General features: G+C 64.2%; 22 protein-coding genes. 13 read left to right on the top strand and 9 right to left on the bottom strand.

Translation table 11 applies throughout. The features are described from left to right. Positions 1–98 precede the first annotated feature (98 nt). A complete protein-coding gene (locus ACQY7R_RS20150; protein WP_428307347.1) occupies positions 99–908 on the bottom strand; it encodes a dienelactone hydrolase family protein in 810 nt (269 codons plus the stop codon). Positions 909–1,138: 230 nt separating this feature from the next. Here ACQY7R_RS20150 and ACQY7R_RS20145 point away from each other — a divergent pair, with 230 nt between their 5' ends. From ACQY7R_RS20145 to ACQY7R_RS20125, 5 genes are all read left to right on the top strand, one after another. After that, complete coding sequence (locus tag ACQY7R_RS20145) at positions 1,139–2,074, top strand: PSP1 domain-containing protein (RefSeq protein WP_428307346.1); 936 nt, start codon at positions 1,139–1,141, stop codon at positions 2,072–2,074. Positions 2,075–2,281: 207 nt separating this feature from the next. After that, on the top strand, positions 2,282–2,719 hold the full coding sequence (locus ACQY7R_RS20140; RefSeq protein ID WP_152101716.1) for a Minf_1886 family protein: 438 nt from the start codon (positions 2,282–2,284) through the stop codon (positions 2,717–2,719). Between the two features lie 262 nt (positions 2,720–2,981). Beyond that, positions 2,982–3,269, top strand: a complete 288-nt coding sequence (locus ACQY7R_RS20135) for a co-chaperone GroES (protein ID WP_428307345.1) — start codon at positions 2,982–2,984, stop codon at positions 3,267–3,269. A 408-nt stretch (positions 3,270–3,677) separates the two neighbouring features. Then, on the top strand, positions 3,678–4,775 hold the full coding sequence (locus ACQY7R_RS20130; RefSeq protein ID WP_428307344.1) for a prenyltransferase/squalene oxidase repeat-containing protein: 1,098 nt from the start codon (positions 3,678–3,680) through the stop codon (positions 4,773–4,775). A 283-nt stretch (positions 4,776–5,058) separates the two neighbouring features. Next, positions 5,059–7,506 (top strand): hypothetical protein, encoded by a 2,448-nt coding sequence (locus ACQY7R_RS20125; RefSeq protein WP_428307343.1) that lies wholly within the window; start codon positions 5,059–5,061, stop codon positions 7,504–7,506. A gap of 10 nt (positions 7,507–7,516) precedes the next feature. Here ACQY7R_RS20125 and ACQY7R_RS20120 read toward each other — a convergent pair whose 3' ends face one another. Together ACQY7R_RS20120 and ACQY7R_RS20115 are read right to left on the bottom strand one after the other, a co-directional pair. Further along, the gene (locus tag ACQY7R_RS20120; protein ID WP_428307342.1) at positions 7,517–8,149 is read right to left on the bottom strand and encodes a Uma2 family endonuclease; all 633 of its coding nucleotides are present in this window, start codon (positions 8,147–8,149) and stop codon (positions 7,517–7,519) included. Positions 8,150–8,223: 74 nt separating this feature from the next. Then, positions 8,224–9,153 carry a histone deacetylase family protein gene (locus tag ACQY7R_RS20115; RefSeq protein ID WP_428307341.1) on the bottom strand — a complete coding sequence of 310 codons (930 nt, stop codon included), beginning with the start codon at positions 9,151–9,153 and terminating at the stop codon, positions 8,224–8,226. A 396-nt stretch (positions 9,154–9,549) separates the two neighbouring features. Here ACQY7R_RS20115 and ACQY7R_RS20110 point away from each other — a divergent pair, with 396 nt between their 5' ends. Then, entirely contained in the window at positions 9,550–11,052 is a 1,503-nt protein-coding gene (locus ACQY7R_RS20110; protein WP_428307340.1) for a hypothetical protein, read from the top strand. A 152-nt stretch (positions 11,053–11,204) separates the two neighbouring features. Here the strand turns inward: ACQY7R_RS20110 and ACQY7R_RS20105 are convergent, their stop codons facing one another. Together ACQY7R_RS20105 and ACQY7R_RS20100 are read right to left on the bottom strand one after the other, a co-directional pair. Next, a complete protein-coding gene (locus ACQY7R_RS20105; RefSeq protein WP_428307339.1) occupies positions 11,205–11,759 on the bottom strand; it encodes a DUF6580 family putative transport protein in 555 nt (184 codons plus the stop codon). Positions 11,760–11,840: 81 nt separating this feature from the next. After that, a complete protein-coding gene (locus ACQY7R_RS20100; protein WP_428307338.1) occupies positions 11,841–12,362 on the bottom strand; it encodes a DUF4430 domain-containing protein in 522 nt (173 codons plus the stop codon). A 122-nt stretch (positions 12,363–12,484) separates the two neighbouring features. Between ACQY7R_RS20100 and ACQY7R_RS20095 the strand changes: the two genes are divergently transcribed. Both ACQY7R_RS20095 and fadA read left to right on the top strand, forming a co-directional pair. After that, on the top strand, positions 12,485–14,629 hold the full coding sequence (locus tag ACQY7R_RS20095; RefSeq protein ID WP_428307337.1) for a 3-hydroxyacyl-CoA dehydrogenase NAD-binding domain-containing protein: 2,145 nt from the start codon (positions 12,485–12,487) through the stop codon (positions 14,627–14,629). Positions 14,630–14,688: 59 nt separating this feature from the next. Beyond that, positions 14,689–15,846, top strand: coding sequence for an acetyl-CoA C-acyltransferase FadA (gene fadA, locus ACQY7R_RS20090; RefSeq protein WP_428307336.1), 1,158 nt, complete (start codon positions 14,689–14,691; stop codon positions 15,844–15,846). 160 nt (positions 15,847–16,006) lie between these two features. Here the strand turns inward: fadA and ACQY7R_RS20085 are convergent, their stop codons facing one another. Beyond that, the gene (locus ACQY7R_RS20085) at positions 16,007–16,642 is read right to left on the bottom strand and encodes a PEP-CTERM sorting domain-containing protein (protein ID WP_428307335.1); all 636 of its coding nucleotides are present in this window, start codon (positions 16,640–16,642) and stop codon (positions 16,007–16,009) included. 230 nt (positions 16,643–16,872) lie between these two features. Then, positions 16,873–19,824 carry an excinuclease ABC subunit UvrA gene (uvrA, locus tag ACQY7R_RS20080; RefSeq protein ID WP_428307334.1) on the bottom strand — a complete coding sequence of 984 codons (2,952 nt, stop codon included), beginning with the start codon at positions 19,822–19,824 and terminating at the stop codon, positions 16,873–16,875. Positions 19,825–20,113: 289 nt separating this feature from the next. Here uvrA and ilvN point away from each other — a divergent pair, with 289 nt between their 5' ends. The 3 genes from ilvN (at position 20,114) to ilvC (ending at position 23,245) form a co-directional block, all read left to right on the top strand. Continuing rightward, a complete protein-coding gene (ilvN, locus tag ACQY7R_RS20075; protein ID WP_428307333.1) occupies positions 20,114–20,644 on the top strand; it encodes an acetolactate synthase small subunit in 531 nt (176 codons plus the stop codon). Positions 20,645–20,703: 59 nt separating this feature from the next. Further along, a complete protein-coding gene (locus ACQY7R_RS20070) occupies positions 20,704–22,107 on the top strand; it encodes a hypothetical protein (protein WP_428307332.1) in 1,404 nt (467 codons plus the stop codon). A 130-nt stretch (positions 22,108–22,237) separates the two neighbouring features. Continuing rightward, positions 22,238–23,245, top strand: coding sequence for a ketol-acid reductoisomerase (gene ilvC / locus ACQY7R_RS20065; protein WP_428307331.1), 1,008 nt, complete (start codon positions 22,238–22,240; stop codon positions 23,243–23,245). A 242-nt stretch (positions 23,246–23,487) separates the two neighbouring features. On the opposite strand, the gene ACQY7R_RS20060 is transcribed toward ilvC, so the two are convergent. Both ACQY7R_RS20060 and ACQY7R_RS20055 read right to left on the bottom strand, forming a co-directional pair. After that, positions 23,488–23,742, bottom strand: a complete 255-nt coding sequence (locus ACQY7R_RS20060) for a hypothetical protein (RefSeq protein WP_428307330.1) — start codon at positions 23,740–23,742, stop codon at positions 23,488–23,490. A 282-nt stretch (positions 23,743–24,024) separates the two neighbouring features. Continuing rightward, positions 24,025–24,816: a hypothetical protein gene (locus ACQY7R_RS20055; RefSeq protein ID WP_428307329.1), complete on the bottom strand. Its 792-nt coding sequence runs from the start codon at positions 24,814–24,816 to the stop codon at positions 24,025–24,027. Between the two features lie 516 nt (positions 24,817–25,332). Between ACQY7R_RS20055 and ACQY7R_RS20050 the strand changes: the two genes are divergently transcribed. Both ACQY7R_RS20050 and ACQY7R_RS20045 read left to right on the top strand, forming a co-directional pair. Further along, positions 25,333–26,109 (top strand): superoxide dismutase, encoded by a 777-nt coding sequence (locus ACQY7R_RS20050; RefSeq protein WP_428307328.1) that lies wholly within the window; start codon positions 25,333–25,335, stop codon positions 26,107–26,109. Positions 26,110–26,212: 103 nt separating this feature from the next. Beyond that, complete coding sequence (locus ACQY7R_RS20045; RefSeq protein ID WP_428307327.1) at positions 26,213–26,440, top strand: hypothetical protein; 228 nt, start codon at positions 26,213–26,215, stop codon at positions 26,438–26,440. The last annotated feature ends 20 nt before the right edge of the window (positions 26,441–26,460 follow it).

Genomic DNA, 26,460 nt, shown 5'->3' with positions numbered 1-26,460 from the left:
AGAATGAAATAACGATCTCAATGTAGGGTCGCCTTCCAGAGAAGAGATTGAATGAATCCCCTCTGCGCCTCCGCGCCTCTGCGAGAGATCTTTAAAAGCTACTGCTTCCGCTGCGCGAAGAGCCAATCCCAAGTCCCCCGATTCTCAAACGTCGGCGACCAGGAGTTGTGCCCCACGCCCGGGTACTCGGTGTAGATCGGCGTGCCGCCCGCTGCCTTGAGCGCGGCGATCATCTCGCGCGAGAGCTCCGGCTTGATCACGTTGTCGGCGTCGCCATGGAACACCCAGATCGGCGTCGACTTGTACGCGTCGACGCTCTTCGGATCGCCGCCGCCGCAAATCGGAACCGCCGCGGCCAGGTAACCCGGCTTCCGCTCCAACAGATCCCACGTGCCGAAGCCGCCCATCGACAGGCCGACGGCGTAGAGCCGGTCCTCGTCGATCGGATACTCCTTTTTGAGCGATTCAATCAGCTCGAGCGACAACCCCAACGGCCCGCTCATCTTGTCGGGCTTCGCTTCGTCTCCGTTCCAACGAATCTGCGCCCACACCGCATCGTTCGGGCATTGCGGCACGAGCACGAACGCCGGGTACCGACGCCGCAGCGTCTCGTCGCCGAGCTCCTTACCGCCCCAGATGAGCTGCCGTTCGTTGTCATCGCCCCGTTCGCCGGCGCCATGCAGGAACAGCACGAGCGGATACTTCTCCTTCGCACTCGCGTCGAAGTCGATCGGCTTCAGCAACCGGTACTTCAGCACCTTGCCGTCGGCGCCTTTGAATTCAAGAGCTTCAAACAAGTCGGCGTTCGTTACAGCGGGAGCAGCAGGCGATTGAGCATTCATCGGCAGAGCAGGGAAGAGTGCCAGCAGGGCCACGCACAGGAAAAGTCGGCGACGAAAAGTCAACATCGATCGGGACTCCCAAAGGTGCAGAGAAGGGGAGCCGCCTATCATATCGCCCCGCGATCCCCGCCGCACGCCCCGCCTGCTTGGGCGCCGGCGTGGCCCCATTCCCCCGTATTTCCTTGGCGCTCTTGGCGTCCTTGGCAGTTGCCTTTCCCCCGGCAAATGCCAGCCTCGCCCGCGCGGCCGTTTATGCGGCATGGCCGCTCACGGGGCTGCCGGATATACTGCCCTCCATGCCCAAGTACGTCGTCCGACATGGCGTCATGCGAAACCTGAGCGTGCTCGGCACGCGATCAGGCGAGACCTTCGCGCGCGGCATGCAGGTGATCATCCGCACCCAGCGCGGCATCGAGACCGGCGAAGTCCTCTGCGAAGCGACCGAGCACGTCGTTTCCACCATGACCGACCCCAAGGGCGGCCAGATCCTCCACGAGCAATCGGAAGAGGACAAGCGCGAGATCCGCCGCCTTGCCGAGCAGGAAGAACGCGAGCACAAGCTTTGCCGCGACTGCATCGCACAGCTGCAGCTCGACATGAAGCTGATCGACATCGAACGCCTCTTCGGCGGCGAGCGCGTCGTCGTCTATTACCTCGCCGAAGACCGCATCGACTTCCGCCAACTCGTCAAGGATTTGGCGAAGGAATTTCAAACCCGCATCGAGATGCGCCAGATCGGCGTCCGCGACGAAGCGAAGCTGCTGGCCGACTACGGCGACTGCGGCAAACCGGTCTGCTGCAACACCCACCTGTCGGAAATGCCGCCTGTATCGATGCGGATGGCAAAGCTGCAGAAAGCGACGCTCGACCCCAGCAAGATTTCTGGCCGCTGCGGACGGCTAAAATGCTGCCTCCGCTACGAGTTCGACGTCTACCAGGAGCTGCAAAAAGACTTGCCGCCCGTGGGGGCCCAGATTATCACGAATAAAGGGAAGGCCCAGGTGCTCGCCCAGGAGATCTTGGCGGGCCAGCTTCTCGTGCAGATGGAAGACATGCGTCGGATCATGATCGACGCCTCCGACGTGATGACCGTCCTCAGCCGCAGCGGCGGAGGTCGCGGCAAACCGAAGCCGGCTCACGAGGCGCAGCAAGAATCACAAGAAGAAGACAACGGCGGCGGCGTAGCCCAGGCAGAGCAACCGGCAGACGAAACGCCGGGCGATCAAGAGTAAACCACGAAGGCTGGAAGTCTCAAAGGAAACCACAAAGGAAAGGATCTCGCAAATATCCTCAGAATTTCTTTGTGCGTCCTTCAAGTCTTCGCGACTTCGTGGTTCAACCCGAGATTCAGCGCTCCCCACCAGAGAACCTGCCGTATAATTCACCATAGAGACGACGAGCACCCGCACGGCCGCGCGTCGACTTCCTCGAGACCACCAATGCTTGACCCCGCTCACCCCATCGCCGAACTGTTGCGGCACGACCGGCGTTACCACTTCGACGCCTACGTGTTCGTCTTCGAATCGCTGCGCTTCGCCCAAGAGAAGATGGGCCTCGGCGTCGACCCCGACTTCGACGCCGACGACTCGGACGAGCAGCCCGAACGCCACGTCACCGGGCAGCAACTCTGCGAAGCGATGCGCCGTTACGCCCACCAGCAGTACGGCTACCTCGCCAAGCAGGTCCTCAACCACTGGGGCATCCGTCGCACCGGCGACTTCGGCGAGATCGTCTTCAACCTGATCGAGATCGGCCAAATGCGCAAAACGCCGGACGATCGCCGCGAAGACTTCGACGACGTCTTTGAATTCGACGAAGGCTTCCAGCACAGCTTCCAAATCTCGGCGGCCGACGCCTTCGAGGAGCCGCGGTCGTGAGTCGCCGCAAAGCTTCGAAAGTCGCCCCGCCCGCTGCTCCCGTCCGGCCGCGGGGGAGCCGATTCCAGCTCATCCTGTCCAGCCTGCTGCTGGTCGGGTGGCTACTTTTCTTGGCGTCGATGGCGGTAACCGCTTGATATCGACCCTCCATTCAGTGTGAAATGGAACCCTTGTCGCCCTGACGCGGCCCCTCGCCGGGATTACCGGCCGAGACACGCTCCGCGAAACCGACTCGAACCTCATTTAGATTGAGCCTACCGCCATGAAAGTTGTCCCCCTGGGCGACAAGTTAGTTGTGAAGCGTCTCGAGTCGGCGGAGAAAACGGCGGGCGGAATTCTGCTCCCCGACGCGGCGCGCGAACAGCCGCAACAAGGCCGCGTCCTCAGCGTCGGCGACGGCCTGATGCTGCCCGACGGCACCCGCGCCCCGCACGAAGTGAACGAGGGCGACCGCGTCGTCTTCAGCAGCTACTCGGGCGCCGAGGTGACGATCGACGACGAGAAGCTGCTGATCCTCAACGCCGACGACATCCTGGCGATCGTCCGCTAGCTGGCGTCTTCAGGCCCAGCGGGCCGCGCTGCGATAGCCCAGGGCGCAGCCCTGGGTACATTGGCGATTAACACCGGAAGCCCTGTAGGGGCGCGCTAAGGCTGGCGCGCCCCTACAGGGCTTCGTCGTTGGCAGCGGCGGCCTACCCAGGGCTATCGCGGCGCGCGGCCTTTCAGGCCTCAAGATGGCCGATCTGAGGGGTTTGTAATTCCGCACATATGGCGGGATAATCTACGCACGGCCATCCCTAGCCCCGGGCTTCGCCCGGGGGTCTGTTTCCACTCCGGTAGACGTTGCCGCGCGTTGCGCCACCCCCGGGCAAAGTTCGGGGCTAGAATGCGGCAGCGAGTTCAGGCGCGCCCTACTCGCACTAATCCCTGCGCGTCCTTTGACCTCAAGGAACGAACCATGCGAATCGTCGCTCTTCTCTTCGCAGCATCGCTGATCATCGGCTCGCTCGAAACGGCTTCCGCCCAATCGGCGACGACCGCCGCGCCCACCGCCCAACAGCTCGTCGACCGCGGCGTCGAGTTCCTCCGCAAGTCGCAAGCCGACGACGGTTCGTTCAGCAAGCAAGCCGGCCCCGGCATCACGGCGATCGTCGCCACCGGCCTCCTGGAGAACGGCATCCCCGCGAGCGATCCCACGGTCGCCAAAGCGCTCGACTACCTAAAGACCTTCGTCCGCAGCGACGGCGCCGTCGCCGCCGAAGGCTCGAAGTACAGCAACTACGAAACCTGCATGGCGATCCGCGCGTTCAAGAAGGCGAACGCCGACGGTAAATACGACGAGCTGCTCAAAAACGCCGGCGCCTACGTGAAGCACATTCAGTGGGACAGCGACGAAGATCACCCCGAGACGAGCGACTTCTACGGCGGCGCCGGCTATGGCGGGCACGCTCGCCCCGACCTCTCGAACACCACCTTCCTGCTCGACGCTCTCCAAGCGCTCGACACGCCCGCCGACGACGAAGCGGTGCAGCGAGCCCTCGTGTTCGTCTCCCGCTGCCAGAACCTGCCGAGCAAGTACAACGAAACGAAGTTCCCCGCGCTCAACCCCGACGGCGGGTTCTACTACACGATCGCCCAGGGAGGTTCGAGCCAGGCCGGGGCGCTCCCCAACGGCGGCCTCCGCAGCTACGGCTCGATGACCTACGCCGGGCTGAAGAGCATGCTCTACGCCGGCGTCGACAAGAACGATCCGCGGGTGCAAGCGGCCGTCGAGTGGCTGCAGCAGCACTACTCGCTCGAAGAGAATCCGGGCATGGGCGACTCGGGCCTCTACTACTACTTCCACACGTTCGCCAAAGCGCTGAGCGCGTACGGCGAATCGAACTTCACCGAGAAGGATGGAGCCAAGCACGATTGGAAGAGCGAGCTGGTCGCAGCGCTGGCCGCCCGTCAGAAGGACGACGGCAGCTGGGCCAACGCGAACGAACGCTGGCTCGAGGCCGATCCGAACCTCGCGACGGGCTACGTGCTGCTAGCACTCTCTTACGCAAAGTAACCCCTAGCCCCGGGCTCCGCCCGGGGGTCGCGCACCATGCCGATGGCACGTCGCCCCTGCTCCACGCCGACCCCCGGGCGGAGCCCGGGGCTAGTTGCGAGCGCCGCCAGCATCGCAACTGCTCTTCACCCCCGCGCAGCGATTTGGTACCACCCGACGCCTCTGCCGAGCTTTCGGCAGCGTAACCATTGCCTGCGCTGAAGATTTCCCGCCTCTGCACGGATTAGCAGAGCGATCTTCCGCCGCAGTCGCGACTCGCTAATCGACCATCGGGGTTCTTGGTATGGAAACCATCTCCGCACCCGCGCCGCGCCGCCTCATCAGCCGCCTCATTCCCTGGACGCTCGCGTCGGGGGTCTTTGCCGGCGGCGGTTTTGGCGTCTACCACTTCGCCGTGCCAGCCACCGCGCCGCGCGGCGATCAGCAGGCTGTGGAGGCCGTCGACCCCTTCGCTGCCCCCGCCGCTTCGGGGCAGAGCGAGCAGATCAAGCAACTCTTCGCCGCGGCCCCCGAGTCTGCCGCGTACCCGACCGACGCGCCGAGCAACCGCTACGCTGCCGCGCCGACGTCCGCTCCGCAAGCGCCGGCCGTCGCGCCCGACGCCGACGAAGTCGACACGCCGCGCAGCGCCGCCGAGCTCGCTCCCGCTCAAAATCCTTTCGCCGCCGCGGCTCCGGTCGACATGACGCCGAACGCGGCCGAAGTCACCCGCGGCCAAGAGCCCGGCCCGAACAAGCTCCGCACCGCCTCGCACACCGCTCCCGTGAGCGAGACGCCGGCTCCCTCGGCGGAAGCCGCCGCGTCGTCGACGCCGGTCGCCTTCTCGTCGAATCCGTTCTCATCGGGCGGCCGCTACGGCGAAGCCGCCCCGGCGCCAGCGCCCGCTCCCGAAGCGAGCGCCGCAGCAGCCAACGCAGCCGCCGCCTTCGGCCCTGCTGAAACGACGCCCGCGCCCCACGAACCCACGCTCGCTGAAACGCCGGCCCCTGCCGCGACGCCGATCCCGGCCGAGTTCCAGCCGCAACCCGCGCCGGAGATGCAGTCGTACCACGCCGACGCTCCGACGCCCGCCGCCGTCGCCGCTGCTGAACCGACGATGGCCGCCCCGCCGGCGAATCCCTTCGGCGCTCAAGGCGCCGCGCCGATGGAAGTCGCTTCCCGCAGCGAACCGTCGTTCGCCAACGAAGTCTCGCAGTCGGCGAACCAGCTTCGCGCTCAACATCATGCCGCCGCCAGCGCCGCCGTCGAACAACCGGCGGCCCAACACCCAGCGACTCTAGAACCATCCGCCGACATCACGCCGACGCCGACTCCCGGCCTCGCCGCTGCTGATGGCTCGGGCCAACCAGGCAGCCGCGATCTCGAAGGGTTGCAAAGCCCCGCGATCACCATCCAAAAGCAAACGCCGACCGAAATCCAGGTCGGCCGGCCGTGCAACTTCGCCGTCCGCGTGCAGAACAACAGCAAACAAACGGTGCAGGGCGTGCAGGTTCACGACGAGGTGCCGCTCGGCACGCAACTCGTTGGCACGGCGCCCAAGGCACAGGTCGCCGGCTCGCGCGTCCAGTGGGATCTCGGTGCGATGGCGCCAGGCGAAGAGCGCATTGTTGAAATGCAACTCCTCCCGAAGACCGAAGGCGAACTCGGCAGCGTCGCCACCGTGACGTTCGCTGCTCAAGCCTCCGCGAAGGTCCGCTGCACGAAGCCTGAACTCGCCCTACGTCTCACCGCTCCGCCGCGCGTCATGGCCGGCGAGAAGCAGCTCGTCCAAATCGAAGTCTCGAACCCCGGCAGCGGCGAAGCGACCGGCGTTATGCTGCTCGAAACGATCCCAACCGGCGTCTCGCACGAAGCAGGCCCGGCGCTCGAGTTCGAAGTCGGCTCGCTCTTGCCAGGCGCTTCGAAGCAACTCGACCTGCTGCTCAGCGCCGAGGAAGCGGGCCGCATCGTCAACACGATGACCGCCCGCGCCGACGCGAACCTCGAAGTCCAAGCGAGCTGCGAGTTCGAAGTCGTCGCCCCCGAACTGAAGGTCTCGATCGACGGTCCGAAGATGCGGTACCTCGATCGCCCGGCCACCTACACCGTCAACATCGAGAACCCGGGCACCGCCTCGGCGAAGGAGCTGCAGCTCATTACGCAGCTGCCGCCAGGGCTGAAGTTCAAGGAAGCGAACAACCACGGCGAGTACGACGCCAAGACCAACAGCGTCCATTGGAGCCTGGCCGAGCTTCCCGCCAACGAACGCGGAGCCGTCCAGCTGACGGTGCTGCCGGTCGAGCCGGGCCAGCACCCGCTGCAAGTCGCCACCCGCGCTGACCGCGGCCTGGAAGATCGCACCGAAACGAGCCTCACCGTCGAAGGCCTCGTGGCCCTCTCGTTTGAAGTGAAGGCGACGGAAGGAGCGGTCGAAGTCGGCCGCGACACGTCGTACGAGATCACTGTCGTCAACCAAGGTTCGAAGGCCGCCGCGAACGTCCAAGTGCAGGTGGTGATGCCGCAAGGCTTGCGAGGCGTGGCCGGCAACGGCGCCACGCAATCGCAAGTGCTGCAAGATCGCATCGCATTCGCCCCGATCCCGCAACTCGCGCCGCGGGCCGAAGCAAAGTTCCGCGTCCAGGTCCAAGGCCTGCAAGCCGGCGATCAACGAGCGAAGATCATGGTGCTCGCCGACGAAGTGACCGAGCCGATCACGAAGGAACAGAGCACGCGGGTGTACTCGGATCAGTAAGGGATTGCGACTAGCGTGGACGCTCAGCCGCTTTGAACGTTGCGGTGACGTCGACGGCGAGCCCCTCAAGTAGCTTCGATTCGGCTTGCTCGCCCGGCACGTACTCGCCCCCGACGGCGTACTCCGTCCCTGCGAGAGTGAGGACGGTGATGCGGCGTTCCACTGGATCGACGATCCAGTATTCAGGGATGCCGGCAGCGGCGTAATCGGCTCGTTTCTCCTTGAGATCACGCTTGCGGCTCTCGGCGTCCCTGCTGACAACCTCGACGACCAAGTCCGCCCCCAGCCAGTAGTCATCGCCGGCTCGATCACGATTCTGAGCTAGCATGAAGACTACGTCTGGCTCGCGAAACTCCTTCGGCGCGATTCGAACTCGCAGCGGAGCAAACAAGACGTCGCCGAGCTGCCGCGGCTCAACGAACGCCTTCAGGACCTGTACGAGGAAGGCGACGATCAACTGGTGCGACATCGTCGGCATGGCCAGGACCTCGATTCTGCCGTTCCGAAGCTCTACTAGTCGATTGGTGGAATGCGTGACTGACAAGTAGTCCGACTCGTTCCAATCCCCTTGGTTTGGAAACAGCCGAGCGACTTCCCACGCGTAGTTGGGCTCTGAGGCCGTGAGCGGCGACGGCATGGACATGGCGAATCAACTCCATTGAGAACGACCGCTTAAGTATAACCCATCAGCAACGGCATCCAAATTGACCTCCTGATTCAAGCAATCAGCCCAGCCAAATGCACCGCCACGCATTCCGCCAGCACCGGCGGGTTGTAGCCCCCTTCGAGCACGCTGACGATTCGCCCCTGCGCGTAATCGTCGGCGACGGCGCGGACCGCGCTCGTCAGCTCAGCGAAGTCTTCGGTCTCTAAGCCGAGCGAACCAATCGGGTCGGCGGCGTGGCTGTCGAACCCCGCGCTGATGAGCACCAGCTGCGGCTTCATGCGCGCGGCGAACTCGGTGAGTTCGCCGGTGAATCGCGCGAGGTACTCGCGGCGGGGCGTGCCGAACGTCACCGGCAGGTTCCGCGTAGCGCCGAGGCCGTCGCCATGTCCGGTTTCGTCGGCGGCACCGGTGCCGGGCCAGAAGGGCCAGCGGTGGCTCGAGAAGACGCCCACTCGCGGATCGTCGTAGAACAGGTCCTGCGTGCCGTTGCCGTGGTGGACGTCCCAGTCGACGACGAGCACGCGATCAAGCTGGAACTCGTCGAGGGCCAGCCGGGCGGCGACCGCGACGTTCCCCACCAGGCAGAAGCCCATCGCCCGGTCGGCCAGGGCGTGGTGGCCGGGCGGCCGGACGAGGCAGAGGGCGTTTGCCTCCTCGCCCCGCAGCACCCGGCGGGTGGCGTCGCAGGCGGCCCCGGCGGCCAGGCGGGCGACCTCGTAGGATGCGGGCGACACGACCGTGTCGGCGTCGAGCCGTCCCCCGCCGCGGAGGCAGAGGGCTTCAACCGACTCGAGGTAGTCGCCGCCGTGCACCGCCAGGAGCTCCGCTGGGCTCGCCGGCTTGCAGACGGGCCGGCGGGAGGCGGCGGCCAGGCCTGAACTCTCCAGCCGGACGATAATCTGCTCCAGCCGGACCGGCGATTCGACGTGGTCGCCCGTGCGGTGCTCCAGGAACCGGGGGCTGGCGTAGAGGAGTGGCATGGGGGCTCTCGAGGAATGGCGAATCAATCGAAGACTGGACAGGATTACAGGATCAGATGGATCAACAGGACAGATACCAAGAGAACGTCGCCGTTCGCGATAGCGATTCTAGCCCCGGGCTCCGCCCGGGGGTCGGTTTGAAGTAAGGGCGGCGTTCCATCGGAATGGGACGCGACCCCCGGGCGGAGCCCGGGGCTAGGTGTGGTGGAGACCCGAGTTTCCGGTCGTCAAGTTCGCGAAAACCCCCGAGAAAACAGCCCTTAGCTTGACATTCTCGAAGCCCCGTGAGTAGGGTGGATCGTGGACCGATTCGCGCCATTTGCCAATGCTCATCCGCCCTCCTGGGCGATGGAGGCGCGGGGCCGGTCCTCCGGAACTCAAGAGGAGATCGAGGTCATGACCCGCACCGGTCGTTCGCGCTGGCAATCTATCGTCACCCTGGCAACGCTCGCCGTTGGCTGCGTGACGTCGCTCACTGCTTCGGCGCAATCGTACCGCGCTCTCAAGCCGATCCCGCTCGCGCAGGCGAAAGCGATCTCCGGCAAAGTGGCGACGATCCTCCGCGATACGAACAACCCTGGCGCGGAAGAGACGAAGACGCTCAATGAGTTCTTCATGAAGTACATCTTCCCGTCGATGACGGTGTACGATCCGCCCGAAGCGCTCGGCCAGATCGCCATCACGCGGGATCAACTCTTCACCCGCTACATCAACACGGCGAAGTCGCAAGGCGCCCGCGACTACCTCACGTCGAACACGCTCAAAGCGATGGATGCGATTGCGAAGGGGTACTACCATCCCGCGAGCCGCTACAACGCCGTACTGATCATCGGCCAACTCAACGATGCGGCGGGCAAGCCGCTGCCGGCAGCCACTGAGCCGCTGCTCGCCATCTTGGAGAACACGGAATTCAAAACCGGCAACGCGACCGTCGAAGTGCCGACGGCCCTCAAGCTGGCGGCGATGATCGGCCTGCAACGCCGCATCGACGGTATGGATCCGGCCCTGGCTGAACGCCTCACCAAAGCGGCGACGGCGATCGCGACTCTGAAGGAGGCTCCTGAGGATGCACCGGCGGAAGCCTACGGGTGGGTCCGCAAGCAAGCAGCCAAGGTGCTCGCGGCCCAAGTTGCCAAGGGCATGACGCCGCCGGTGCAAGAGACCTTCGTCGCGCTCCTCACTAACAAATCGATTCACCTCGACGATCGTTGCAACATCGCTCAGTTGCTAAAGCCCGAGATGTACACGGCGGCCCAAGGGCTCGACGTCGAAGCGATCACCAACGCTTTAGGCGATTTGTCGAAGCAGGTCCTCTCGCTCGAAGCCGACGATGCCAAGAAGTTTGAAGACGAGTTCTACAAAAACGGCGGCGGCGGATTTGGCACGGGTGGCGGCGGCATGGGATTCAGTCGCGGCGGTGGAGGGGGGATGGGCGGCTTTGACATGATGCCCGAAGATCTCGGCCCCAAGTACGAACGACGCCGCATGATCGACCGGCTACTGGCCATCGCCGACGGCGCCTCGGCCGTGGCCGCTGGCGGCACGGACGAATCGAAGGCGAAGCTCACGGAACTCGCCGCCTCGCTGCGGAGCGTTGCCGAGGGTTCGGCCCCCGACAACGTGAGCGAAGTGCAGATTGCTCCGGAGGTCCGCAAACTGGCGGTCAGCGTGAACAAGATGGTGGCCACCTGGAGCCCGACTGCCGCCGCTGCCGGCGACGACGCGGCGATGGAAGATGAGTTCGGCGCCGAAGCCGCCGCTGAAAAGCCTGCGGACGAAGCGGCCGATCCCGCCGCCGACGGCGAAGCAGCCCCGGCTGGCGAAGACGCGGCTGAACCTGCCGCTGAGAAACCCGCCGCAGAAGCGCCGGCGGCCGAAGCTCCAGCTGCCGCTGGTTAGTCGACAACCCGACTCGCCACTCGCACAGCCTGCGCTGCAACTCCGATAGCCCCGGGCTCTGACCGAGGGTGGGCATGACGTAGAGACGGCGCACCATCCATCGGCGTAGTGCGCGACCCCCGGGCAGAGCCCGAGGCTAGAAGCGATGCGACTTACTTTCGCTTAACCAGCTGCTCGAGCCCTTGCGGCTGCAGCAGGTGAGCCGCCGCCAAGCAGCCCGTCATCAGCGCGATGTAGCAAACATCGCCCGCGAGCATCGTGCGGTAGAACGGCAACGCCTTGGCGTAGCTCTCCATCAGCCCGGCAACCGTCGGAGCGTAAAGGCTCTTCGACGCCCACACGGCAAAGTTGGTGACAAGGTAGAACATCGTCGCCGGGACGAAGCCGCACATGCCCCAGAACGCGGCGCGGCGCCAGCCTTCTTGATTGCGAGCAGCCCGGCCGAGCATCAGCGGCACTATCGCCATCAGGTGCACCGACAGCTGCACCTGCCAGGCGTCGTGCGACGGCAGCATCAGGTCGGAGACGACCAACAGCGTCGACGGCAGCAAAATCGCCGGCAACCAGCTACGGAAGTAAAACGCCCCGAGCGCCGTCACGGCCGCCAGCGGCGTGAAGTTCCACGCCGGCTCGGCCCAGCGCCCGACGACGCCAAAGGCCAGCAGCAAGGCGAAGATCAACAAGTCGCGACGCGTTTCTCGGTTCATGGTGCTTCCGCAATCAACAGATGTTTTGAGCCGACGGCACGGGGAAAGGCTTCCTCCGACTGGCGGCATGGGGCCCCGATTTTACTCCGGACGCTTGAAAACCCACAAGACGCGCTCGCCCGCGGCTAGCGGCTGAACTTCGTAGCTCACTTGGGCCTTCCGCCCGCCGATGTCATAAACCCAGAATCGGCCGTCGGCGCCCTCGTTCGCCACCCCATCCAGCGAGGTCAGGAAACTCATTTCCCGCTTGCCAGTGTGGGTGAATTCGATCCCCGGGCGAAACTGCTGGGCCAGCCGCATCAGGTCGCCGACGGTCATTCCCTCGTGCCAAGGGAGGGCGGCGATCTCGCGGCGGGCGCCGTTGCCGTAGCGGATTTCGAGCGAGGCGGTCTCGACGCCCGGCTCGGGGGCGGGGGTGAGGTTCTCGGCGCCGGCGGTAGGAGTCGCGCTCGTCTGGCCTTCGTTCGAGCTGTTGCGAAAACTCACCAACAGCCAGCCAGTCGTCGCGAACGCAACGGCCAGGACGAGCGGCAGCGCCCAAGGGCGACCGTTAGGCGAAGTGGACAGAGGTTGGCTGACTGGGCTCGGGGCGGGGGTTTCCATAGAATGCCAACATACCAGCGGCTCGCGGCGGGGAGAATTGACTCCCGGCCGCGCTAAGCGACGACAGGGTCGCGACTTTTCCGACGAACTCACAGTTTGCACATCGAATCAAGGCGGCGATCATGGCTGACGGCTTGCTCTTTCATTTGGAGTCGCCCGCCAGCGACATCGCGGTCATCACGATCAACGATCCGCAAAAGGGCGCCAACATCCTCTCGCGGCCGGCGCTCGCGGAACTCGACGGCATCCTGTCGACGCTCGAAAAGCGAACCGACCTGGCGGGGCTGATTTTCCGCTCGACGAAGCCAGGCAACTTTATCGCCGGGGCCGACCTCCGCGAGTTCGCCGCCGACATCGACGCCCCCGACGAGCAGATCGTCGAGATCTCCCGCCGCGGCCAGCGATTGTTCGGTCGGCTGGCGAAGGCGCCGTTCGTCACCGTGGCGGCGATCGAAGGAATCTGCGTTGGCGGCGGGGCAGAACTTTCCGTCTGGTGCGACCGACGCATCATGGTTGCGAACAGCGAAACCAGCTTCGGCTTCCCCGAAGTGAAACTCGGCATCTTCCCCGGCTGGGGCGGCACCGCCCGCACGCCGCGGATCGTCGGCCTCAGCAACGCAGTGGAGCTGATCACCGGCGGCGAGTCGATCGACGCGGCTACGGCCCAAGCGATGGGTCTCGTCGACGACGTCACCACCGAGGGAGGCGACGCGCTGCTCGCCGCGGCGATTCGGCTGGTCCGCAACGAACAGCAAACCAAAGAGTACCTCGAAGACCGTTGCCGCTGGTACGCTCCGATCGCGATCAGCGATACCGAACTCGGCTTCCTCGCCGCGACGGCCAACGCCTACATCCAGGGCCAAACGAAGGGTCAGTACCCGGCGCCAATCGCGGCCCTCGAAACGCTCGTCGGCTCGGCGGGCGTCGACGTTGAAGCCGCCTGCGAGTTGGAGGCCGAAGGCTTCGCACCGCTGTTCGGTTCGACCGTTAATCGGGCGCTCCTCAACGTCTTCTTCCTCCGCGACCAAAACAAGAAGGCGATGCCGGCGAAGGGCTCGCCGCGCGAAGTGAAGTCGGTGAGCGTCATCGGCGCCGGCACGATGGGGCAGGGGATTGCCGCGGCAAACGTCAAACGTGGCATTCCCGTCGCGCTCGGCGATACGACGCACGAAGCAGTCGCCCGTGGCGTGAAGGGGGTGCTGGCCGAGGCGAGCTACAACAAGCAACTGAAAGGCCCCGACGCCGCGAAGGCGATCGAGCTCTCGCCGCTCGTCAACGGCACGATGCACGACAGCGAACTCGCCGACGTCGATCTGATCATCGAAGCGATCTACGAAAGCGAAGGCGCCAAGCAGGAGCTGTACGAACGGCTCGAACCGATCATCAAGGCCCACTCGATCCTCGCCACCAACACGTCGACGATTCCGATCAGCGATCTCGCCGGACCGCTCGTGCGGCCCGAGCAATTCTGCGGCCTGCATTTCTTCAACCCGGTGCGGATGATGCCGTTGGTGGAGGTGATTCGCGGCCGCGGAACGAGCGACGACACCATCGCTACGGCCGTCGCCTACTCCCGCCGCATCGGCAAGTCGCCGATTGTGGTGAACGACGGCCCTGGGTTCCTCGTGAATCGCGTGCTGCTGCCGTACATGAACGAGGCGCTGCTGCTACTTCAAGAAGGGGCGCCGATCAAAGCGATCGAACGGGCCGCAACGGCGTTCGGCATGCCGATGGGGCCGCTCGCGCTGTACGACACCGTTGGGCTCGACGTGGCGCTGCACGCCGGCGGCGTGATGGCGAGCGCGTTCCCCCATCGCGTCGTGCGATCCGAAATCTTGCCCGCGATGGTCGACGCCGGCCGCGTCGGCAAGAAAGGCCCCGGCGGCTTCTTCAACTACTCCGGCAAGCGGAACGACCACGGCTCCGACAGCCCGCAAGCGGAAGCGATCATCGCGCCGCATCGCAAGGACGAACGCAAGTTCTCGACCGGCGAGCTCATCGACCGGCTGATCCTGCCGATGTTCCTCGAAGCGACGCGGGTGGTTGAAGACGGCATTGCGGCGAACGTTCGCGACGTCGACCTGGCGCTGATTTACGGCATCGGTTTCCCGCCGTTTCATGGCGGGCTGTTCTTCTGGGCCGACACGATCGACGCCGAGGCGCTCGTCAAGAAACTTGAACCGTACGAAACGCTCGGCGACCGCTACTTGCCGACGGAACTGCTGATTCGCACGGCAAAGGCTGGGAAGAAGTTTTACGACGCATAACGCCCAGCAACGCTCGCCACTGCCTCACTTACCCGCTCATTCGCGATTGTGACCTCGCTATGAAAACTCCAGTGATCGTTGACTGCTGCCGGACGCCCATCGGACGGGCCCACGCCGAGCGAGGCGTCTTTCGCGACGTCCGCTCCGACGATCTCGCCGCGGCGGTGGTGAAGGCGCTCGTCGAGCGAACCGGCGTCGATCCGGCGGTGATCGAGGACGTCGTGCTCGGCAACACGCAGCAGCAAAAGGAGCAGGGGTTCAACGTCGGCCGGATCGTGGCACTGCTCGCCGGTTTGCCGAGCAGCGTCGGCGGCGCGACGGTCAATCGCCTGTGCGGCAGCAGCTTGCAGGCGATCAACCAGGCGGCCCACTCGGTAACGGCCGGCGCCGAGGATGTGCAAATCGTCGGCGGGCTTGAGCACATGCAGCACATCCCGATGGATGCCGGGGTCGACTTTAACCCGAAGCTGTTTCACGCCACGAGCAAGGGCGCGCTGCACATGGGTTTTACTGCCGAGTTCCTCGCGCAGACTCAGGGAATCGATCGCGAAGCGCAAGATGAGTTCGCCCTTGCCAGCCATCTTAAGGCGGCCGCGGCGACCGACGCCGGGGAGTTCGCGAACGAGATTATTCCGATTTGGGGCCGCGACGAACTGGGCGCTCGCGTGCTGGTCCGCGAAGACCAATGCATTCGCCGCGACACGACGCTCGAAGCGCTCGCCGCGTTGCCGCCGGCGTTCATGCCGAAGATCGGCACCGTCACGGCAGGCAACAGCTCGCCGCTGAACGACGGCGCCGCGGCGCTGCTGATGATGAGCGACCTCCGCGCGAAGGAGCTCGGCTTGAAGCCGTTCGTGAAGATCCGCGCCACCGCCGTCGCCGGCGTCGACCCGAGCGTCATGGGGACCGGTCCCGTCCCGGCAACGCAACTCGCGCTCAAGCGCGCCGGGCTCACGCTCGCTGACATTAACCTGATCGAGCTCAACGAAGCCTTCGCCGCGCAGGCGCTCGCCTGCATGCAACTGCTGGAACTCGATCCCGCCAAAGTCAACGTCCGCGGCGGCGCCATCGCCATCGGCCACCCGCTCGGCGCGAGCGGCGCCCGTATCGCCACGACGCTGATCAACGCCATGATCGCCCGCGACGCCCAGTTCGGCCTGGCAACGATGTGCATCGGCATCGGGCAAGGGATCGCGACAGTTTTTGAGAGAGTGTAGGCGGAGTTCGCTCGGCCCGCATTCCGATTGCAGCGGCGCACACTCCTTCTCATTACTCAATGCATCAACAAAAGCAGCCCCGACCTAACCAGGTCGGGGCTGCTTCGTTAGTTGCGAACTTGATCGCCGAGCTGCGAGCAGTCACGCTCGCAAACGGCGGCTAGCTACTCTTGCGACGGGAGGCGGCGACCAGCGCCACGAGCGCCATGCCGCCGAGACCGAACGTCGCCGGCTCAGGCACAACCCACCGGACCGTCAACAACGTATCCGCGTCAACCACCGGCGCAGGCGACGCACCGGTGAACAGGTTGGCGTCTGTAACTCCCGTCCAATTCGGGACGACGCCCGCAGCAAACGTCCCGGTCGCCAATGCAACGCCGCCGGTGAACGAACCATAGTTCGGGTTCCCGCCGAAAGGAACAAGCCCGGCCGGATCGACGTACGTCGACGGGAACGAGCTGCCAATGACGCCGATGCCGAGCGGATAGGGCGGAGTCAAGCTATCGCCCACCAAAACGTTCCGCAGCGTCGTGTTGCCCGACTGCAACTGAACGTCGAGCTGCGACGGCGCGAGAAACGACCCGAAGGTCGTGTTCGCCAGATTCATGCTGACGCCGGCAATCCCTTGCGGCTGAGCCTTCGCGACCGTCGTCCATGTGCCGCCGGAATTGACGTTGCCAGGCGTATTGAATTGCAGGTTCAAGCTCAGCCAGACATTGGCGGCTCGAACCGGAGCCTGGAAGAAGAGCGTTACCGCTAACGCGGCAACCAAGACCAAATTGCGTGATCGAATCATTAGCGCACCTCATAGAAGAAAAAAATGACGCCCCTGATAATTCCCAGGCCTGGGCGATCGCCCAGGCCTGACGGGGATAGCCTAAGTGATTGGATAGAGGAGTGCAATTACTTTCTCAAAACGCTAACAATTCGATCGGCACGGCCGAATAGCCAAGATTTCGTCACGGCGTGTCGCAAATTGCGCACTTGGCGTGCGATAATGCAGAAATCGGGAGCGCCGAGGACTTTTTACAGCAGTTCCCGCAGCCAACGTCCTGTGTAGCTTGCTTCGCAAGCGGCGACGTCGTCAGGAGTTCCGGCGACGACGATCTGGCCGCCCGCCGCGCCTCCTTCGGGGCCGACGTCGATCACCCAGTCGGCGCATTTAATCATTTCGAGGTGATGTTCAATCACTAGCACCGAGTGGCCCAGCTCCACCAACTGCTGCAACACGCGGAGCAAACGACCAACGTCGTCGGTGTGGAGGCCAGTGGTCGGTTCATCGAGGATGTAGAGCGTCGGTCCGCCGGAGGGGCGGCCGAGCTCGGCGGCAAGCTTGATACGCTGGGCTTCGCCGCCGGAGAGGGTGGTGCTGCGCTGGCCGAGCGTCAGGTAGCCGAGGCCGACGTCGACGAGGCTGGTGAGCATGCGGTGGATGCTCGGGTGGTTCTCGAAGAACGAAACCGCTTCGTCGATCGGCATCGCCAGCACGTCGGCGATCGAGCGATCGCGATACCGTACGGCCAGCGTCTGCCGATTGAACTGCCGGCCGTGGCACACCGGGCAGGTGACGAACAGGTCGGGCAGGAACCGCATTTCGATCCGCTCGACCCCTTGGCCTTGGCAATGCTCGCAGCGGCCACCCTTTGTGTTGAAGCTGAAGCGGCCGACTTTATAGCCATGCTGCTTGGCGTGCTTCGTGCCGGCGAAGACGCGGCGAATTTCGTCCCACATGCCGGTGAAGGTGGCGGGGTTCGAGCGGGGCGTGCGGCCGATCGGGGATTGGTCGACGTGGATCAGCCGTTCGAGCTTCGCGACGCCGCGGAGCGCACGGTACGGGCCAGGGCGCGTCAGGGCGCCGTTGAGCTTGCGGGCCAGCGCGGCGCCGAGCGTGTCGATGATGAGCGAGCTCTTACCCGAACCGCTGACGCCCGTGATGCAGGTGAACAGTCCGAGCGGAATCTGTACGTCGACATTTTGAAGATTGTGGAGCGTCGCGCCTTCGAGTTCCAGCATCCGCGTCTTCGCTGGCTTGCGACGATTCGCCGGCGGTTCGATGCGCAAGCGGCCGCTGAGATAGCCGCCGGTGATCGAATCGGGATCCGCCGCGACTTCCTCGGGCGTTCCCTGCGAGACGATCGTGCCGCCGCGGTCGCCGGCGCCGGGGCCGACGTCGATCAGCCAATCGGCGGCGCGAATGAGGGCTTCGTCATGCTCGACGACGAGCACCGTGTTGCCCTGTTGCTGCAGCTTGCGGAGCGATTCGATCAGCCGGGCGTTGTCGCGCGGGTGGAGGCCGATCGACGGCTCGTCGAGAATATAGAGGACGCCGACGAGCCCCGAGCCGATGCCGGTCGCCAGCCGCACCCGCTGCATCTCGCCGCCGCTGAGCGAATCTGCCGCGCGGTCGAGCGTGAGATACTCGACGCCGACCTCGACGAGAAAGTCGAGCCGTCGTGCGATCTCGGCAGTGAGCGGTTCGCCGACAGGCTGCATCGCCGGCAGGAATTTCAGCTCGCCAAAGAATTGCCGTGCGCGGTCGATCGGCAGGGCGGTGATCTCGTGAATCGCTAAGCCGCCGAGACGGCAGGAGCGGGCTTCGGGGCGCAACCGCGAGCCGCCGCACTCGGGGCAGGGGACGGGGCCGCGGAATTCCGCGAGCTTGCTGAGCGTCGCGTCGTTCGTTGCCGCGGCGTAGTCCATTTCGAGATGCGCGAGCAGCCCGGGGAATTTGCCGCCGTCGCCGGCGAGGAGTTGCTCGCGGGATTTGGCGGGCCACGCTTCAAGCGGCGTCTCCCAATCGAGCTTCGTGTGAGCGAGCCACGCATCGAGAAGCGCGTGCTGCGATTTGCGAGCGTCGGCTGCCGCACCGCGCCACGGCGCGACGGCGCCGGCGGCGAGCGATTGCGTTTCGTCGGGAATAACGAGTTCCGGCACAAAGCCCTCGCGCGCCGCCAATCCCTCGCACGCCGGGCAGGCGCCGTACGGGCTGTTGAAGCTGAACGTGCGCGGTTCGATTTCGGTGAGGTTCGTCTTACAGTCGGGGCAGGCGTACCGCGTGCTGAAGACGTGCTCTTCCCAGCCATTTTCCGCGGTGGTGGCATTGGAAGGGGTCGGGGGTCTTTTGCCGCTGGAGGCGCTGCTCGCTTGGGAACTCTCTTGCGGCAAAAGGCCCCCGACCCCGTTGGCGTGGCCATTCGAGGTGTTCTTCGCCTCGGGAGTCAGCGTCGCGGTGCGGAGCGCCCCGTCTCCATGCTTGAGCGCCAGCCGCACCGACTCGGCGAGCCGGTTTTCAATGCCGGGCCGAATGATCACGCGATCGACCACCGCATCGATGTCGTGCCGCTGCTGCGCCTTCAGTTCCGGCACGTCTTCGAGTTCGTACGTGAGCCCGTCGATGCGGACGCGGACGAAACCTTCCTTCCGCACCAGATCGAGAATCTCTGAGTGCCGACCCTTTCGGCCGCGCACCATCGGCGCGAGGATCATCACCTTAGACTGCTCAGGGAGCGCGAGAATCGCCTGCTGAATCTCCGCCGGCGTCTGCTGCGAGATCGCCGTCCCACAGTTGGGGCAAGCCACATCGCCCGTGCGGGCCATCAGCACGCGGAGGAAGTCGTAGATCTCGGTGACCGTGGCGACCGTGCTGCGGGGGTTATTCGTCGTCGTCCGCTGGTCGAGGGCGACCGTCGGCTGCAGTCCCTCGATCAGGTCGACGTCGGGCCGTTCCATTTGGTCGAAGAACTGGCGGGCGTACGTCGAGAGGCTTTCGATGTACTGCCGTTGGCCCTCAGCCAGCAACGTGTCAAAAGCGAGCGAACTTTTACCCGACCCGCTGAGTCCTGTCATCACCACCAGTCGCCACTGGGGGATGTCGAGGTCGACGTTCCGCAGGTTGTGCGTGCGGGCGCCGCGAATGCGGATCACCTCCCCGGGAGGGGCGGCGGCGGTGCTCGGCGGCGGCTGCAGATCGCTCGACATGCGGGAATCGGTCGGGGTGCTGCGGTGGCCCGAACGGTTACCGACTCCCTAGTCGATCGCACCGGTCTGAGGCCAAACCTGTCAGGCTACCCCAGGGTTCCGCCCCGGGCAACCGGATGGGCGGGCCAGAGGGGGTCGGGGGCCTTTTGCCACTGGTAGCTTCCCATTGCCAACAAACCGCCCCAGTGGCAAAAGGCCCCCGACCCCTTACGACTCCGCCAGCTTGTGACCTAACCCCTTCGCAGCTATGATCAAAGGTTCGATTTTTGGCAATCCCCAGGACTATGTCATGCGTCACGTCCTCTCGGCTCTCGTGCAAAACGTCCCCGGCGTGCTGGCCCATGTGGCCGGCATGTTTTCCTCGCGCGGCTACAACATCGACAGCCTCGCGGTCGGCGCCACCGAAGACCCCACGCTCTCGCGGATGACCTTCGTCGTCGTCGGCGATGACAACGTCCTGGAGCAGGTGCGCAAGCAGCTCGAGAAGATCGTCACGGTCGTCCAGGTCGACGACGTGTCGTCGCAGGAGTTCGTCGAACGCGACCTGATGCTGATCAAGGTCCGCGCCGCGGCCGAAAGCCGCGCTCAGATTCACGAGCTCTGCAACATCTTCCGCGGCCGCGTCGTCGACGTCGCCCCCGACCAGGTGATCGTCGAGATCTCCGGCCCGGAAAAGAAGGTCGAAGCCTTCATCGACCTGATGCGTCCGTTCGGCATCGTCGAGCTGGTCCGCACGGGTCGGATCGCCATGGTCCGCGGCGCGGTTCGCCCGGCGGTAGAGGCGAGTTCTCTGCGGAAAGTGGCTGGGGTGAAGGCGTAGCGGTTCGATTCAGTAGCAAGCGGGCTCGATAGCTTTTTGCTTCTCGCGGACTCATCAGCATGAAACTCCATCAGCTGTTCGGAAGCTTCGTGTGCGTTTTAGCGTGCCATGTCGCATGCGCTGCGGCAAACTTCAGCTGGACGTTTCAGCGAACGGGCTACGTCAATCAGAGGGAGAAGCCGCAAACGGCGCTGTCGATGCGGAGCAATCTGAGTTGGCCCGTGGTGTTTAGCGCCGGCTACAACAACCAAATCGACGCCTATTCGCTGTTCTCCGTTCCGAACCTGAATCAGCAACCGGCCGGCGGGCTGCGGACGAATTGGCATCAAATCGGGACCAACCTGACGCAGGAGTATCTGCCTACCGACCAGATTTACCTGCAGGCGGCGAGCGGCTCGCCCGATGGATTTGCCGTTTCTGCTCAGACGCAATACTCATCGTCCAGTCAGTTCAACGTGGCCGTGCGTGGAACTTCGATGGGCGGTTTTCAAGCGCCCGTCTATGACGCTCAAGCCATCAAGTTCGATGACGCCGGCCAGCCAATTACGGCCGACAACTCGATTGTTCCCGGATTGAATTACGGCCAGAAGGTTTTCGACGTCGCGGAGTCTCCCTTAGGGGATCTCGGCGTTATCACGCAGAGTTGGAACAACAACGGCGACGACTCCGTGACGTTCTGGCAGCGCACGCGGCTGCTGGGCGACGCATGGCTGCCGGCGCAGCTCAACACAGGTAATGCGAGGCTTTACGGCGCATCGCTGGATCTAGCGTACGATTCGGCTTCGAGACCTCACGTCGCGGGCATCACGAGCCACTGGAGCGATAACGCAGCGGTGGCGTACCACTTCGACATCGTTTCAGGCGAGTGGTTGTCGACGACGCTCGATACCGCGGCGCTGGGCCCGGGCATCGCCGACGTCGCGCTGGCCGCGAACGACCTGGGCGTCGTCGGCGCCGCTTGGGTCAACAACGGAACGCTCAAGTACGCGATCTTCGACGGCAATCAGATCAACCCGAATTGGACGATCACGACTGTCACGAACGTGGCTCCCAACGGCTCGCCGCTGAAGGAAGCGCAAGGCGTTGGCTTAGCTTTCGATCGGCAGGGGCTGCCAGTCATCTCTTTTGTGGCCGAGCAAGACCATCAAATCTGGATTGCTTACGACCCGCCGATCATGGCCCCCGTCGCTGGCGACTTCAATCACGACGGCTTCGTCGACAGCGACGATCTCGACGTTTGGAGAACCGCCTTCGCCGGCGCCACCGCATCGGCAGACGCTGACGGCGATGGAGACAGCGACGGCGCCGACTTCCTTACTTGGCAACGCAACTTCGCTCCCCGCAGTAACGCGGCCGCCGCGAACGCCGCGGTGCCAGAACCGCTGAGCCTCGTTAGTTCGCTGACGGCCATCGTTGCGATTGCAGTAGCGTCGCGTCGCCCGAGCCACCGCTTGCAACTCTGATAAACCCACACACCGTCAGCGAGCCGTCGCAAGATCGCTCGCCATCATTATTCCATATCGACATTGCCAGCCGCATCGACGCGTTAACGACGATCGCAACTGGCCCAGACACTTGACCTAGGGACATTTCATGGCCGCAAAGATTTACTACGACAAAGACGCCGATCTCGCCGCACTCAAGGGGAAGACGGTCGCCATCATTGGTTACGGTTCGCAGGGCCACGCCCATGCTCAGAACCTCCGCGACAGCGGCGTGAAGGTCGTCATCGGCCAGCGCCCCGGCGGCAAGAACTACGACCTCGCCAAGAGCCACGGCTTCGAGCCCGTCTCCGCCGCTGAAGCGACCAAGCAAGCCGACGTTATCAACATCTTGCTGCCGGATGAACTGCAAGCCGACGTCTTCAAGGCCGAGATCCGCGACAACCTGAAGCCCGGCAACGTGCTGATGTGTTCGCACGGCTTCAACATCCACTTCGGCCAGATCGAACCGCCGAAGGGCGTTGATCTGCTGCTCGTCGCGCCGAAGGGCCCGGGCCACCTCGTTCGCAGCGAATTCGAAGCGGGCGGCGGCGTGCCGTGCCTCATCGCTCTGGGCGATGGCGCCAGCGACGAAACCTTCAAGATCGGCATGGCCTACGCGAAGGGCATCGGCGGCACCCGCGGCGGCGTCATCCAGACGACCTTCGCTGAAGAAACCGAAACCGACCTGTTCGGCGAGCAAGCCGTGCTCTGCGGCGGTGCTGCGGCCCTCGTGAAGGCTGGCTTCGAAACCCTCGTCGAAGCTGGCTACCAGCCCGAGATGGCCTACTTCGAATGCATGCACGAGCTGAAGCTGATCGTCGACCTGTTCTACCAGGGCGGCCTCAACTACATGCGGTACAGCATCTCGAACACCGCTGAATACGGCGACTACACCCGCGGCCCGCGGATCGTCACTGAAGAGACGAAGAAGGAAATGAAGAAGATCCTCGAGGAAATCCGCAACGGCCAGTTCGCCCGCGACTGGATCCTCGAGAACAAGGGCGGGGCTGCGTCGTTCAAGGCGACCCGCCGTCGCGAACGCGAGCACGGCGTCGAAAAGGTGGGCAAGGAGCTCCGCCGCATGATGTCGTGGATCAACGAAAAGGAAGTCGACTAGTCCCAACCGCAGCCGCGGGTCAACGACCCGCCGGAGCGGAACTCAATCGACCCGCAAGACACATCATCCTAAGCGCAGCGAAGATTTCAAATCTTCGCTCGCTTAGGATGATTTTTTATGCGCTCTCTTCAAAAGACTGGACAGGATCACAAGATATGAATGGATCGACAGGACGTCGAATCCCGTAGATCCACAACGATCCTGTTATCCTGTCAAAAATCCAATCATGTCTCCGCAACGATTTAACGCCGGCACAAACAAACGCGCTGCACGAACGCCCAAGCAACAAGGGCGACCGCAGCGCCGATGCCGGCGGAGAGGATGTCGACGTGCGGCAGATCGCCGTACCGCGAACGCGACAGCATCCCGACGAGTCCGCCGACCAGTCCGACCGCGACGCTGCTGCCAGCGGAGGCATACCCGTCGTTCGTCCGAATGAGCCGGCTGCCGACGAGCCCCGCGAGGACGCCGACCCACAAACAGTTCAGAATGGCCATCGCCGCCTCGCGTGCGCTGCTGTCACAAGCTCCCGCCCTGTTCCGGAAAGGCGGGAGTGGAATGACCGCTTACGGACGCAATCGAGGGGCCAATTGAAGGGCGGCTGCGAGCAACGATTCGCTAAACGGCAACCTTGCAACGACTTACCGCTGAAGCCCTGCGAGTGCTGCTAGCGAGCGGCTCTCTGACGAGCGCCGCCACTTTGACGACGGATCGTATTCAATTGGTCTCCGCAATCGCGGTACAACTGAACCCTGAATCTCTACCGCTGGCCCCTCTCCCTACTGCCGCACCAGCCGCTCCGCCGCACGCCGGGCCGCGAAGTCGCCTTCCATGTAGAGGGCAACCGCCGTGGACTTCTGCGCCAGCACCTTTGGTTGCGACATCCACAGCACCTTCTGGTTGCCGGCCGCTTGCACTGCCACGCGAACGGCGTCGCCGCGCCAGGTGACCGGCACGATGAACTGCACCTTCAGTTCGTGGACCCCTTCGAGCGACGTGGTCGGCGAAGGCCGCAGCACAAAGAAGACGCCATGTTCTTCGTTCGTCGTGCCGCTGGCGATCACCGCCTGCTTCGGGGCGACCCGCTTCTGCTTCTCAGTGACGACCTCTTTCCCGCCTTTGCCGCCGCTGATCGAAGGAGTAACGTTCGCGGCCGTGCCACCGATGCAGGGCACCTCGCCGCCGAGCGACGCTTCGAACGAGTGCGACGACTCGGTCGTCTTCACCGTTTCGATGTCGTCGGCAAACTCGCTTTCGAGCCGCGTGCTCGGCGAGAAGTCGTACACTTTCAGTCGGCGATCGACGTCGCCGATTTCAACGCGAATGGTTTCAACGTCGCTCATCGCGCCTGAGGTGAGATAAACCGAGAGGCGAATGGTCGACTCGATGACCCGTTCGTCGGGATAGCGCTCGGAAAACTCCGGCGTGGTGACGTCGCGGCACTCGATCGCCCGACCGAAGTCGAAGGCCAGCCCCGCGGCATCGGCTGTTTGCTCAGGGCCAGCGGCAACAAACGAAAGAATCACGGCGGCCGCGCTCATGGCGCGCACCGACGAAGCGAAAAGAGGCATGGGGGAAGGCTCCTGCTTCCTAGGCGCATCCGAGCGAGTTCCTCTCGGCCCGACGCGCTACCGCCCGCCCTTCCTGTTGCGGGACTTTCCATATTCGGTCTGCTCGGTTCTACGGAAGGATCTGCAAAAGGGGTCGAGCGGTTCGCAGTAATTTCGCCGAACTGTCGAACGAGTCGTAAGTCGCCTGCGTCATACGAGTTGCGGCAGGCGATTGCGGACGATTGGCGCCAGCAGGTCGGTGGCACCCGCCCGGCGACAGCGTTAACATTGACGGTCGCGGGGGCTGTAGGCCGCGGCAATTTTGCGGCGCCAACAGCGTTCCTACAGCGCACTTCGAAGGTTTAACTAGAAGACAACGCGTCCACCTAGCCGGACCGCCACGCGGTACGGGCCGGCGGCGCTCAGCGAACTACCATCCTGGAGGGCGTGGCCCTCCGGCTAGCGGCGAGTCGTTTCAGTCCGACGATTCGCCGACCGACAAATCGATCCCACCACTTTCTGAGGAGGCCAGATTTTATGTCCGCTCCCACCGATTCCTCGCAACGCGATCATCAGCAACGCCCCGCGGTTGATCGCCGCTCCTTCTTCGGCGCCTCTGCCGCCGCCCTCGCTGCTAGCGGCGCCGTCGGCATGCTGGCGTCGAACGCCCAGGCCCAAACCGCCGCCGCTCCCGCCGCGCCGACCGGCCCCTACAAGCTGCCGAAGCTTGGCTACGCCTTCGACGCGCTCGAGCCGAATATCGACGCCGAGACGATGGAGATTCACTACACGAAGCACCATCAAGCGTACGTCGACAAGCTGAACGCCGCGGTCGCCAACTACCCGGAACTCGCCAAGCTGCCGGCCGATGAGTTGGTGAAGAAGCTCGATGCGATTCCGGAAGAGATTCGCACCGCCGTGCAGAACAACGGCGGCGGCCACGTGAATCACACCTTCTTCTGGACGATCATCGGCCCCGGTAAAGGCGGCCAACCGACCGGCAAACTGGCCGAAGAGATCAACAAGAAGTTCGGCAGCTTCGCGTCGTTCAAGGAAGCGCTGAACAACGCCGCCGCCACCCGCTTCGGCAGCGGCTGGGCTTGGCTGGTGAAGGGCCCCGAAGGCCTCGAGGTGATCAGCACCGCGAACCAAGACAGCCCCCTGACCGCCGGTAAAACGCCGATCGTCGGCCTCGACGTCTGGGAACACGCCTACTATTTGAAGTACCGCAACAAGCGGCCTGACTATGTGACCGCGTGGTGGAATATCGTCGATTGGGACCAAGCGTCGAAGAATTTCGACGCGGCCGGTTAATCGACGCCGATTGAGAAAACTCGAACGCCCCTTTTAGCCCCCGGCTCTTCAAGCCGGGGGCTAATTACGTTGGCAGCACGTCGAGATTGCGAATTAGGATCCGATGAGACGATCAGAATATCATCCCGATTGGCAGCAACCTCATCTACTGAGCTTTGTGACCAGCGAAGACGGCGGATATCTCGCCATCCACGCCGACCTTGCCGGCGTCACTATGCTCATCGACGAACTGGAGTCGTTGCGCGAACAGTTGGTGCTGAATGACTGCCCGCACACGCACTTGTTCTCGCACGATGCGGCCGATGCACTAACGACGACGAAACAAGCATGAGAACCACGCCGTCCACCATG

It is taken from the genome of Lacipirellula sp. (assembly GCF_965279485.1).
Taxonomy (GTDB): Bacteria; Planctomycetota; Planctomycetia; order Pirellulales; family Lacipirellulaceae; genus Lacipirellula.
The sequence above is the reverse complement of the archived record's forward strand: the minus strand, read 5'-3'. Positions and strand labels throughout refer to the sequence as shown.